This is a genomic window from Vibrio sp. qd031 (assembly GCF_002100145.1).
Lineage (GTDB): Bacteria > Pseudomonadota > Gammaproteobacteria > Enterobacterales > Vibrionaceae > Vibrio.
In genome coordinates this window covers 23295-35537 of record NZ_JXQD01000018.1, presented here as the reverse complement: position 1 = coordinate 35537, position 12243 = coordinate 23295, and the positions used below count along the sequence as shown (strand labels likewise).

General features: G+C 44.5%; 14 protein-coding genes. 7 read left to right on the top strand and 7 right to left on the bottom strand.

The genetic code is table 11. From position 1 onward, the window contains the following. Window positions 1–122: 122 nt before the first annotated feature. Complete coding sequence (locus tag ST37_RS06095) at window positions 123–734, top strand: glutathione S-transferase family protein (RefSeq protein ID WP_084884654.1); 612 nt, start codon at window positions 123–125, stop codon at window positions 732–734. 127 nt (window positions 735–861) lie between these two features. After that, window positions 862–1317 carry an RNA-binding S4 domain-containing protein gene (locus ST37_RS06090; RefSeq protein ID WP_084884652.1) on the top strand — a complete coding sequence of 152 codons (456 nt, stop codon included), beginning with the start codon at window positions 862–864 and terminating at the stop codon, window positions 1315–1317. 94 nt (window positions 1318–1411) lie between these two features. Here ST37_RS06090 and ST37_RS06085 read toward each other — a convergent pair whose 3' ends face one another. The 3 genes from ST37_RS06085 to pyrC form a co-directional block, all read right to left on the bottom strand. Further along, window positions 1412–2557 carry an iron-containing alcohol dehydrogenase gene (locus ST37_RS06085; protein WP_084884651.1) on the bottom strand — a complete coding sequence of 382 codons (1146 nt, stop codon included), beginning with the start codon at window positions 2555–2557 and terminating at the stop codon, window positions 1412–1414. A 166-nt stretch (window positions 2558–2723) separates the two neighbouring features. After that, window positions 2724–3938 carry a glucose-1-phosphate adenylyltransferase gene (glgC, locus tag ST37_RS06080; RefSeq protein ID WP_084884649.1) on the bottom strand — a complete coding sequence of 405 codons (1215 nt, stop codon included), beginning with the start codon at window positions 3936–3938 and terminating at the stop codon, window positions 2724–2726. 186 nt (window positions 3939–4124) lie between these two features. Further along, entirely contained in the window at window positions 4125–5153 is a 1029-nt protein-coding gene (pyrC, locus tag ST37_RS06075; protein WP_084884648.1) for a dihydroorotase, read from the bottom strand. Between the two features lie 189 nt (window positions 5154–5342). On the opposite strand from pyrC, the gene ST37_RS06070 reads away from it, so the two are divergent. Beyond that, window positions 5343–6161, top strand: a complete 819-nt coding sequence (locus ST37_RS06070; RefSeq protein ID WP_172400934.1) for an MOSC domain-containing protein — start codon at window positions 5343–5345, stop codon at window positions 6159–6161. Window positions 6162–6210: 49 nt separating this feature from the next. Here the strand turns inward: ST37_RS06070 and nadE are convergent, their stop codons facing one another. Further along, window positions 6211–7041, bottom strand: coding sequence for an ammonia-dependent NAD(+) synthetase (gene nadE, locus ST37_RS06065; RefSeq protein WP_084884644.1), 831 nt, complete (start codon window positions 7039–7041; stop codon window positions 6211–6213). A gap of 94 nt (window positions 7042–7135) precedes the next feature. Between nadE and ST37_RS06060 the strand changes: the two genes are divergently transcribed. Then, window positions 7136–7678, top strand: coding sequence for a nicotinate-nicotinamide nucleotide adenylyltransferase (locus tag ST37_RS06060; protein WP_084884642.1), 543 nt, complete (start codon window positions 7136–7138; stop codon window positions 7676–7678). Between the two features lie 15 nt (window positions 7679–7693). Then, on the top strand, window positions 7694–8179 hold the full coding sequence (locus tag ST37_RS06055; RefSeq protein ID WP_084884640.1) for a hypothetical protein: 486 nt from the start codon (window positions 7694–7696) through the stop codon (window positions 8177–8179). A 38-nt stretch (window positions 8180–8217) separates the two neighbouring features. Here the strand turns inward: ST37_RS06055 and ST37_RS06050 are convergent, their stop codons facing one another. Then, entirely contained in the window at window positions 8218–8850 is a 633-nt protein-coding gene (locus tag ST37_RS06050) for a hypothetical protein (RefSeq protein ID WP_084884638.1), read from the bottom strand. A 189-nt stretch (window positions 8851–9039) separates the two neighbouring features. Between ST37_RS06050 and ST37_RS06045 the strand changes: the two genes are divergently transcribed. Next, window positions 9040–10164, top strand: a complete 1125-nt coding sequence (locus ST37_RS06045; RefSeq protein ID WP_084884637.1) for a 1-acyl-sn-glycerol-3-phosphate acyltransferase — start codon at window positions 9040–9042, stop codon at window positions 10162–10164. Window positions 10165–10197: 33 nt separating this feature from the next. Here ST37_RS06045 and ST37_RS06040 read toward each other — a convergent pair whose 3' ends face one another. Next, window positions 10198–10824 (bottom strand): hypothetical protein, encoded by a 627-nt coding sequence (locus ST37_RS06040; protein ID WP_242426233.1) that lies wholly within the window; start codon window positions 10822–10824, stop codon window positions 10198–10200. 201 nt (window positions 10825–11025) lie between these two features. Continuing rightward, complete coding sequence (locus ST37_RS06035) at window positions 11026–11325, bottom strand: DUF406 family protein (RefSeq protein WP_084884635.1); 300 nt, start codon at window positions 11323–11325, stop codon at window positions 11026–11028. A 380-nt stretch (window positions 11326–11705) separates the two neighbouring features. On the opposite strand from ST37_RS06035, the gene ST37_RS06030 reads away from it, so the two are divergent. Further along, window positions 11706–12167, top strand: coding sequence for a TetR family transcriptional regulator (locus ST37_RS06030; RefSeq protein ID WP_084884633.1), 462 nt, complete (start codon window positions 11706–11708; stop codon window positions 12165–12167). The last annotated feature ends 76 nt before the right edge of the window (window positions 12168–12243 follow it).

Genomic DNA, 12243 nt, shown 5'->3' with positions numbered 1-12243 from the left:
GTAGTCAAGTAAATTAGTGTGAACTGCATCCACCTGAGTTGCACAAAGAGTGGACAGGTGGCTGGCTATATCATAATACTTTTGTTTAGGAGATACCGTAAACAATAACAAAGGAATGAACAATGAAACTCTACCAAAAAGCCCCAACCCCAAGCAGTCGCCGCGTCACTATTTTTAGCAAGCTCATTGGTGTCGAACTAGACACTGTGGAAGTGGAAATCCGTGAGGGTGAAAATTTACGTCCCCCATTTAGTGACATGAGTGTAAACGGTACAGTGCCATTATTGGTGTTGGATTCTGGAGAGTGTATTGCTGAAAGTATCGCCATTTGCCGTTACCTAGACTTGGCGTTTCCTAATCAACAAAACTTGTTTGGCACCAGCGCTGCCGAGCAGGCAACCATTGAAATGTGGCAACGCGTGGTAGAGCTTAAAGGGCTTTACGTGGCGTTTCAGGCATTTAGAAATATTAGTAAAGTCTATGAAGATAGAGAAAACTGTATTGAAGAGTGGGGTCATGAGTCCAAACAGCGAGTAACAGATTTTTTACCAAAGTTAGATGCGCGTTTGACTCAGTCGCCTTACCTTGCTGGTGAGGCATTATCAGTGGCCGATATTACCGCGTTTTTGATGCTTAACGTGGTTCAAGGTGGATTAAAAATACAACTGGATGATGAGCTACCGAATTTGAAAGCCTATTTCGATAAACTGGCGGCTATTCCTGAGTTTTCGTAACGGTTACCGACAATACAAGTTTAGCCGACTTACCTAAAAGGCAAACTCAACGGACACTCATAATTGAATAGTCGTAACGCGTGTAGAGGTGTAAACTGTCGCCTCTAAAATGATAGAGTGATATGTGATGAGTGATTTTGACGATCAAGAAATCGAAGTAGAAGCAGAAGAAGTCTTGATTACACAAGAGCCCGTTGAGTTATACAAAATTTTGAAGTTGGCTAACCTTGTCGATGGTGGTGGCCAGGCAAAACACCTTATTGGTGAAGGTTATGTTGCCGTCAACGGTGAGCTTGAGTTTCGTAAACGCCGCAAAACTTACGATGGTGATGTGGTACAAGTTGGCGAGCAGTTCTTTGTGGTGATGTTGGCCGACGAAGAGGCGATTGCGGCAGCGAATTATGATGCTTCTCTACAGGCAGCCCAAGACAGCGAAATCACTGATGAAGTCTATGAGAGCGAAACGACAGAAGATGTCGCGCCTACTCCAGCAGCAAATGAAGCGGTTGAACAGCAGGCTAATGATACTGAGGCCGCAGTAAAACCGGGCAAAAAGGGTCGAAAATCCATCGATTTCTTTTAATCAAACCGAATTGTTTAGCATTAAAACAGCCTGCATTGAGCAGGCTGTTTTTGTTTAGCAATGAGGTTTAAACCCTAATGTTCCCGAAAGAAAACTAGGCTACCGCTTTTTCTAGAATCGCGCGTGTTACTTCAAGGTCGATGGATTGGTTTTCACCAAGCTTGGTAAAACCGTGATTTTTCAATTGACTGATAACGGCATCAATTGCGCTGTCTTTAGTGGTACCATAATCCTGCAATTGAGTCGCCACGCCAAGGCTTTGGTAAAACGCTTCTATAGCATCAATTGTGCGCATAGCCACATCGTCACCCGCTAAGCCAAACACATTGCGGCCCATTTGTTCAAGCTTTGCCTTTTTATAGTCAAACTGGTTTCGTAGTAATGAAGGCTGCACGATAGCCAACGAACGAGCGTGATCGACGCCATAAAGAGCAGTGATCTCGTGACCAATCATATGTGTCGCCCAATCTTGAGGAACACCCGTACCAATCAGTCCATTAAGCGCTTGGTTGGCACTCCACATTAAATTAGCACGCCACGCGTCGTCGTCATTATTGTCGTAGTCTGCGCCAAGAATGAGCAAGTTTTTAAGTAGGGCTTCAGCGTAACCATCTTGAACCATCGCACCCGTTGGTAGAGTAAGGTACTGCTCGCAAATATGAACCCAAGCGTCGACCAAGCCATTTTTAAGTTGACGCTCTGGTAAAGTTTTCATGCTGTCTGGATCTAAAACCGCAAACTGAGGGTAAACATGTGGAGACAAGAATGCGAGCTTGTCTTGAGTCGCTAAACGAGTTACAACCGCACCTGCGTTAGACTCGGAACCTGTTGCAGGTAGGGTCAAGATTGCGCCCAATTTTACTGCGCTCTGAACCTGATGTGAGCCCGTCATAATGTCCCAGCCATCGCCATCGTAGTGCGCTGCCGCAGCGATGTATTTGGTCCCATCAATAACGGAACCTCCACCTACTGCAAGCAAGAAGTCGATACCGCTTTCTTTAACAATCGCTACCGCTTTGTCGAGCGTCTCTTTAGTTGGGTTTGGCTCTACGCCAGAAAACTCTTGCCACTGGTAATCTGAGAGTGAAGCGACGACTTGGTCATAAACGCCATTTTTCTTAATAGAACCACCACCATAAACGACCAAAACTTTAGCGTCGGTTGGAATGGCGGTTGCGATGGCAGATATTTGGCCTTGGCCAAAATGGATAGCGGTAGGGTTAGCAAAGCTGAATTTCATATCGGATCCCTTTAGATTGCATCAAAAACAGTAAACGTTTTGATTATTATAATTATGCTCAAAACATAATTGGGGTCGGGATAGTCAAATTAAAAGGGGTGAGGTCAGCATTTGTGAAATTACGCCACAGCTTAAACATGCTAGGTTTTCGCTGCGGCGATACTATTTAGAATTGATATCCTTCGGAAATGACCACAATACCTTGATCGGAAACGGTAAAGCGCTTAGCATCCGCGACTTTATCAACGCCAATTTGCGTGTTGGGTGGGATAACCACATGTTTATCAATGATGCAGTCTTTTAATATGCAGTGCTCACCCACTTGCACGTTATCAAACAAGATACTGTCTTGAACGGTTGCACCGTTATCGACTCTGACCCCAGGGGACAAAATAGAGTGTTGTACCGATCCACCAGAGATGATCACCCCATTGGAGATGATCGAGTTAATGAAGATGCCTTCGTTGCCGGTAACTGAGGGCACAGTCCTTGCGGGCGGTAACTGCTTCTCATAGGTTCTTATAGGCCAATCTTCTTGGTACAAGTTCATTGGCGGAACGGGTTGCAACAGATCCATGTTCGCTTGATAGAAAGAGTCGATGGTACCGACGTCTCGCCAGTAGGCATCAGCCGTAACGCGGCCTGAGTTGTCGCCAAAGGAGTAAGCGTACACACCTCGCTTATCGATCAATTTAGGAATAATGTCGTGGCCAAAGTCATGCTGAGATTCGCTGTTTTCTGCGTCCGTGTCTAATGCATTTCGTAATGCGTCCATGGAAAAAATGTAGATACCCATGGAGGCGAGGGCGCTGCTCGGATCATCTAGGCTTGGAGTCGGGCTTTCGGGCTTTTCCGCAAATTCAACGATGCGTTTTTCATCATCAGTGGACATAATGCCAAAGGAAGACGCTTCGTCTAATGGGACATTCATGCAAGCAACTGTCAGATCGGCATTGGTTCGCTTGTGTTGCTTTAACATCGCGTCGTAGTCCATGCGATAAATATGGTCTCCCGAAAGAACCACGACATGTTTGGCGTCACTGCGCGCAAGCAGCCACATGTTCTGGAAGATGGCATCGGCAGTACCCGCGTACCAACTGTCTCCTTTTCGCATTTGTGGAGGAACGGCCGTAATGTATTCACCTAACTCAGGATTAAACACCGACCAGCCGTCGCGCAAATGCTTTTGCAATGAGTGCGATTTATACTGAGTAAGCACTAATATTCTGCGTAGACCAGAGTGCAAGCAATTGGTTAATGTAAAATCAATGATCCGGTATTTTCCGCCAAAGGGTACTGCAGGCTTGGCGCGATGATCAGTCAGGGGGGAGAGGCGAGAACCAACGCCTCCAGCGAGTATGACAGTTAGAGCGTCTTGCATGGTGGGGGACTCCTTGTATTGTAATGATAATTACCATACAAAGGTTAGGCCAATTATTTATACTCGGCAAATCATAGGGTTACAAAATCGAACAAAAAACGCGCACCAATTTGGCGCGCGTTGGTAAATGGCGGTGCACCAAATTAGTGCGAATGGTGAAATCTAAAGCAGGGCAACGCCTTCAGACTAGCTGACGGTCCATGCAATCGATTCACCGGCTTTGATTGGTACAACCATTTCACCACCAAAGGGCATTACGGCTGGAACCGTCCATGGCTTTTTGGCAAGGTTGATGGTGTCGGAGTTAGTATCAAGCCCATAAAACGCCGGGCCATTTAAGCTGACAAATGCTTCTAAATGCTCTAGCTTGCCTTCTTTTTCGAAGACTTCGGCATAGAGCTCTACGGCCGCATGAGCGGTGTATGAGCCAGCACAACCACAGGCGTTCTCTTTCTTATCTTTAGCGTGTGGGGCAGAGTCTGTACCAATGAAGAACTTAGTACTACCGCTGGTTGCAGCGTCGACAAGAGCTTGTTGGTGTGTATTGCGTTTTAAGATCGGCAAGCAGTAAAAGTGCGGACGAATTCCACCAACGAGCATGTGGTTGCGATTGTAAAGCAAGTGGTGCGCGGTGATCGTTGCTGCGACATTACCGTTGGCGTTTTTTACGAAGTCTGCGGCATCTTTCGTCGTAATGTGCTCTAACACGATTTTAAGTCCTGGAAAATCGTTCACTATTGGTGCAAGGACCGTGTTTAAAAACTCTTTTTCGCGATCAAAGATATCAACATGATTATGCGTCACCTCACCGTGCACCAATAAGAGCATACCAACCTCTTGCATTGCCTCAAAAACAGGATAGATGTTTTTGGCGTCGGTCACTCCTGAGTCAGAGTTAGTGGTTGCGCCCGCAGGATAGAGTTTAGCTGCAACGACTGCACCACTGGCTTTTGCACGACGAATTTCGTCAGGCGTGGTGTTATCGGTAAGATACAGTGCCATTAATGGTTGGAATTGACTGCTGTTGTTGTGTGCTTGAATGCGCTCGCGATAAGCCAGTGCCATATCAGTATCGGTGATAGGAGGAACGGTGTTAGGCATAATGAGTGCGCGACCGTTGTAACGAGAGATATCACGAACCGTATCAGCCAGTACCTCCCCATCGCGTAAGTGCACGTGCCAATCGTCAGGACGGGTGATAGTGAGTTGAGTCATGAGGCTTCCTTTATCGTGGTTTAGCAATCGATTACATTTGGCGCGCATGATACCCAATGATGACACGAAATTCATTAATATTTGACTTAAAATTATCGTCTCTGTTGCACAATGAGTGACTTTGCTTATGGGCTCTGCTCTAATACTGTGCACAACTCGATTGACCGCCCTACATTACAAGGAGTGCCCATGCTGGCTGAGATTCATGTTTATCCCATAAAATCGACAAAAGGTGTAGCGTTAGCACACGCCAAAGTGGAAACTCAAGGGATTCAGGATGACCGTCGGTACCTAATTGCTGATATGCAAGGAAGAATGGTCACAGGGCGCAAATATCCTCATTTAGTCAATGTTGCTGCACAGGTGACTGATCAAGGTCTAAGTGTGACTTACCCTGGTAAAGACGCGCTGCACCTTCGTACAAGAGACTTTACTCGCGCGGCTATCGAGGCAAAAGTATGGAGTGACCGATTTAACGCGTTAAGTACGACCGACGTTGCCAATGCATGGTTCTCGGAAGTTATTGGCAAACCAGTACAGCTTTTATATTGCGGAGAGCAGTCACAGCGTTACAGAGAAAAGCTGTCGACGAATGTGAGCTTTGCTGATGGCTACCCTTTGTTGCTGATTGGTCGAGCGTCGTTGAAGGAACTCAACCGTCGCTGCAGAGAAAAGATTGATATGCAACAGTTTCGGACCAACTTAGTGGTCGAATGTAACGAGCCTTTTGAAGAAGATAGCTGGAAAAAGATCCGCATTGGTGATGTGGTTTTTGAAGTGAGAAAGCCTTGTGAGCGCTGTGTATTTACCACGGTATCGCCAACTGAAGGTGTGTTTGCGTCGTCGAAAGAACCGATCGAAACCTTAAAAACCTTTCGAGCTGATGAAAAAGGCCGAGTGTTTTTTGGACAAAATGTGGTGGCGCTCAATGAGGGTATGATCACCATGGGTGATGAAGTAGAAGTGCTCGAATACCATCCGCCGGCGCATTACCCAGATAGAGACTAACAAAATTGGCTAGCTTAGTTAGCTAGCCAATTTTTTTGCCTAAATCTACTTAGTCGTAGATTGTTGGAATGGCTTCTCGCTTGTGCTGTGTGCGTTGATAGATCGCTATCAACTTGCTAGTCACTTCAGGATTGGTATTTTTGCCTTCTAAGAAGTCATCAATCTGATCGTAGCTTAAATCTAAAGCGTCTTCATCGGCCTTTTGAGGATCGAGCTCTTCCAAATCCGCAGTCGGTGTCTTTGTAACCAGCAATTCTGGTGCACCTAACGCTTTGGCAAGGGTTCGCACTTGTCGCTTGCTCAAACCAAACAGCGGCGCTAAATCACAGGCGCCATCACCAAACTTGGTATAAAAACCAGTGATGTTTTCGGCTGAGTGATCGGTCCCCAATACGAGTCCACCAACGTAACCAGCAACTTGATACTGAGCAACCATTCGCGCGCGCGCTTTTACGTTACCTTTGACAAAATCTTGTTTTGCAGGATCTTGAGGTAAAAGGTCTAGGGTCTGTAAAGCACTCTTACCCGCCGCATCTAACCCATCGACACCGTCTTTAATATTGACTGCGATAGAGTGGGTAGGCTTAATGAACGACAACGCGAGTTGTGCTTCGTCTTCATCTCTTTGAATGCCATAAGGGAGACGAACAGCGATGAATTGATAGTTACTGCTGTCTGCTTCGGTGTTGAGTCCTTCAACCGCGAGTTGTGCTAGGCGTCCACAGGTGCTTGAATCTACACCTCCGCTGATGCCCAATACCAACGATTTACAGCCAGACGCTTTAAGTCGACGCTGTATAAACGCCACTCGACGTTCGATCTCAAATTTAGGGTCAATCTCGGGGAGTACCCGCATTTCTTGGCGAATTTGTTGTTCCATCAGGTAATTTTCCTGTAAGCATGCGTAAAATCTAAGTAATATCATACTGAAATCACAGTTTGATAAAAGTAGTCTGTAAAGGAAACCTCGTTTTATGACGGTCAAATCCCCTAAAATAGCCGTTTTTGGCAGCGCGTTTAACCCACCGAGTCTGGGGCATTTAAGCGTCATATCCCGTCTGCAGCATTTTGATAAGGTGTTGTTAGTGCCAAGTATTGCCCATGCATGGGGCAAACAAATGCTCCAATTTGAGCACCGATGTGAGCTTGTTCGACGCTTTGTAAACGACATCTCACTGGAAAATGTACAAATTTCGACCATTGAAGCACAAATCTATGACGGAAGTCACCCTGTCACAACCTTTCAACTGCTAAGTTCTATTCAAGAAAGCAATCTTGATGCCGATATAACGTTTGTAGTGGGACCGGATAACTTTTTCAATTTTTCAAAGTTTTCTCGAGCTGACGAAGTGGTCTCAAAATGGTCCGTTTTAGCGTGTCCTGAAACGGTGGGTATCAGAAGCACACAAATCAGACAAAACTTGGTCGATGGTCAACCGATTGATCAACTAACAACGGTTTCTGTAAGAAATTATTTGATTGAAAATAAATTTTATTACAGAATAGAGTCTGGTTAAAAGGAATTAGTAAACATGTTTTTTAAAACAACTTGTATCGCAGTGGCTTTGCTCAGTGCCTCAAACGCTTATGCGTGTTGGGAAGGGCGAGCGCAATCGGTGATGTTGGTCGAAAATGCGTTTACTCTATGTGAAGACATCACTACCTCTATCGATCACCTTGTAAACAAGTTACTCGAAAGCAAGTCCACAGATAGCAGTGTTGCTAACCCATTAATCTCAGACTACTGGGACGAGTGGGCTATTGCTAGCACCCCTGAAGCCCCTCTGCTTACTCAAAACATCCAAGGCAACGCTATTGGTCTTGGCCTATGGCTTCCTCAAGAAATTGCCGACAATGACGACTTAGATTACCTACAGTTGCTCGAAAACCAAGGCGTTATGTTTAGTATTGGGTTAGGTAACAAAAAGTCCAATGAGCCTCGTATGCGCATCGATTACCAGTGGCACGATAAGTTTGAAGATTCTGTCCACGTTCAAGTTGAGTTCCCAATTCGATAGCTCGAGCGCTATCGATTTAGTGAAATCCACCTAACGGTTTAGAACTCTATTGCTTGACCGACAATCGATTCCCAGGTTTTGACTGGATCGTCACCGAGTATCACTTGAATTGCATCCCACTCTTTTTGCGCTGGTTTTCCAGATAGAATGTTCTTTTGAGCATCTCGTATTGCGACAAGTTGTTGTAATTTCTCTATTTTTGTGGATTCTACCGATTTAAGTGTTGCGATTGATTGTACTGTCGCACTGAAGCCATTGATACTAGGTGATAGCTGTAACGCCTCTAATTGCATCACTTTTAAGTAAACGTCATTAAGCTCTGTGGTTTTTACTCGCTTATCTATAATGGCTTGGGCAATCGCACTGTTGTTGACTAGGCCAGCGTTTTTTGGAAAATCTGCACTAATGCGTTGCGAAAAAGACCATTGAACGAGTTTGGTGTTGGGTAGATAGGTCAGCGCAATCAAACAGTTTGCAGGTATCCATAGCGACGTATTGGCACCAAAATAGTAATCCGTTTTACCTAACCTGAGCAGCACACCGCCTTTAACCACTGAAATCCAATGGTGCTGCAGACTCTTTTTACGACTGCTTGAACACAAGTATTGGAAGTTTTGCAGCTCTGAGCGGTTGGCTAGGAACTGTTGTTGAGGTGAGGTTTGGTGCAACATATTGAAAGCTCAAAGGTCGATAAGGTGCATAGGTTACCCAGAAAAGTAGCGCAATCCAACATTTGTACCAAAATTTACCAAAAAAGACTGTTTGTGGTCTGACCTTGTAGCCTAAACTTAAGTACTTGCTGATTAAAACTCATATTGTGAGTAGAATTGGCGCGCATTGACTTAATAGATAGCCGTATAATGAGCGAACAACAAGACATTTACCAAGAGATCAGACCCTACCACGATTCAGAAATCAGTGGAGCGATTCAGCGATTGATTAACGACGATGAATTTACCAGTGCGATTGTTCGCTTCAAATTTCCTAAATTGCCCAAAATAGCCCAAGCAGGCTTAACCCCCTTGGTTAAGATCGCTTTAAAAGCCAAGCTTTCAAAGCTTAAGACCGTTCATGACGTTCAATTGGAAGTCGAAAAGTATTTGACTAAGGCTTTAGATCAAAGCAGTGAGGGCGTCTCCTATGAGGGATTGGACAAGTTAGATCCAAATACACCTTACCTGTTTATTTCGAACCATCGCGATATTGCTATGGATCCGGCACTGGTCAATTATGGGCTTCATCATAGTAAACATCAGACAGTACGCATCGCAATTGGCGATAATCTGCTTAAGAAGCCCAGTGCTACCGAGCTAATGAAGATAAACAAAAGCTTTATTGTAAAACGCTCGGCGAAAGCGCCCAGAGAAATGCTCAAGGCTTTAGGACTGCTTTCTTCATACATCAAGCATTCGCTTGAAACCAATAACTCGATTTGGATTGCTCAAAAAGAAGGACGTGCCAAAGACGGTAATGACTTTACTGATCCGGCAATCATCAAAATGATCCAGCTAGAAGGGAGAAAACGCAAGCTCTCTTTTGCCGACTACATTCACTCTTTAAGAATTGTTCCTGTGGCCATTTCTTACGAAAATGATCCATGTGATATTGCGAAAGCGAAAGAGCTGCACGAAAAGGCAACGGAAGGTGCGTATCAAAAGAGCGAATTTGAAGACATTGATAGCATCGTGAAAGGCATCATCGGATACAAAGGCCGCATCAGCGTTCGATTTGGTCAGGTCATAGATCAAGACCACGATATAGAGTCGCCAGATCAATTGGCGGCCGAGCTTGATGCACAAATCCATGATTTGTACGAGCTTTACCCAATCAACTATTTAGCGGCAGGTATAGAGCACGAGTCCATTACTGAGAAAACCAAGCAGCAGTTGCAATCAAAGTTGGATCAGTTACCAAAAGAAGCTCAATCGCTTCTTATCGCCTCTTACGCGAACCCTTATAAAAACCGCCAACAAGACCATAAATAAGCTGGGATAACGCACTGGAGGCATTTTGCGTGGTTATTGAACCACGTAGCCTCCAAGGTTGAGCTCTTCTGGCCACACTCCAATCTGATTTCCCCCTAAAAAAATACTTCCGGATACAGACATTGTTTGCGGGAGCGTATTTATGCTCGAGCCGCCGAGGTAAAGGTTTCCATCCACACGAAGATCATTAGGTAGCTCAGTGATAGGCGCTCTAATGATGGATAAATCCCCCTTTACATGTAAACGCGCTGGTAAGCTTTTGAGTTGGGTATCGGTGAAATTGAGATAACCACCGACCATGACACCCGCTGGCCAATAGGTCAGTGGCGATCCGAGAAAATCTGCGAACCCTTTTATGCTCACACCAGGGGCAACAGATATGAGGGCACTGTTGTGCGCTTTTAAACTGCCATTAATCACCACACCTTTGTCTATTTTGGTCACCAGGCTTTTAGATAGGTCTAGGTTTCCCTTTACTTCAAAAGGACTTGGAATGGCGGTGTAATGGGTAAGCCGAAGATCCAAGTTGCCATAACTATCTATGTGGTTGTGAATGCGGTAACGATCGAGGGGGTTGGTTTGCGCTAATACAGGAAGGCTCGGTAGTGCAGTACCCAATATTAAAAATGGTGTAAGGAAATGGACAACTTTTAAGCGCATAAGGGATTTTACTCAGTAGTCTTGAAGCAATCTAAATAAAGTTATATTCGTTATCGGACTTTTTGGGTAAAGCTTTAGTCATTTCAGCAGCTGCTTTCTACTGTGGCCACATGTCGACTGCTGTCCGACGTTGTTAAAGGCATAAAAAAACGCCCTGTTAGTGATTAGCAGGGCGCTTTAATGTGTTTAAGCCGTGGGTGATTAGCGAGATAAAGTGCGCGACTTTAGATCAAAAATCAATTTTTCTGCGGTGACTTCAAATTTGAAGTTAACGTGCATTTCAGTGGTGTCTGCATCGATATTGGACGCTTCAAACTGCACATTTTGATTAATGCTTTTTGCTAGTGCAAGATATTTATCGAACTCTGCTTTTAGTGTTTCAGCTGAGCCAGAGAAAAGCGAAACTTGAGAAACTTCGTCGCCTTCTTTGATCATAAAGCCGACTTCAGCACTGCATCCACAGGCTTCACACAGTTCTGCGTCTTGATATTGTTCAGTCATATTGAGCTCACATTCTAAATAGAAAAGTAACAAATTTGATTCTAAGGAGTGTATCGCTAGTGAGTGTGACTCGCCACACAATTTTTAGGGTTTAATGAAACTATCTCACTAAATGCAGAACAGTTGTTGTGTGTTGTAACGTTTCCATGAATGTAATGTTGCAATGAGTGGCTCAAAAGTGAGTCATTTTGTCATCTGTGTGTCAGAATGCAATTCTGTTTATTGATTCCGTACGCCATCTGTATAATATATATGTACCAATAATGATTAGGCGGAAAACCTCCTCCACTACAGCTAAGTATGGGATGACTTCATACACCTGTTTATGTGTTTTATGCCTAATGTTGGAAAACAACAACTAGAAATTAAAGGTTTGTAGTATGCCAAAGCGCAGTAAAGAAGATACAGAAATCACTATCAACAAGATCATGGATGCTGTTGTTGATCAGCTGATCTCATTAGGTTACGACAAAATGTCGTACACCACGTTGAGTCAGCAGACAGGTGTTTCTCGTACAGGCATTAGCCATCATTTTCCTAAGAAGACAGATTTTACCGCCGCCCTAGACGGTCGAATTTTTAAAATGTTCATGGACCATTTAGAGGTGAACAACGGACTAGACGGATTTTCTAAAAGTTGGGAAGTCTCTCTTGAAAACAGCGAGTTCCTAGCCATTTTACGCTTACTATTCCACCATGTTGTGACCTCTGATAACTCACAAGATTTTGCCCGTAACGGCATAGATCGTTTGTTTATTTTGCTAAACGACTTATACGGTGAAGCAAGTCAGCGTGAACTGGAATGGTTACTCGGGAAGACACTGGTTACGCTAAGTAAATAATTATTGATTGGATGCAAAAATAAGGGCTTGTAGTGATTCTACAAGCCCTTATTTGCATTTTAATTTTGAGATTTTG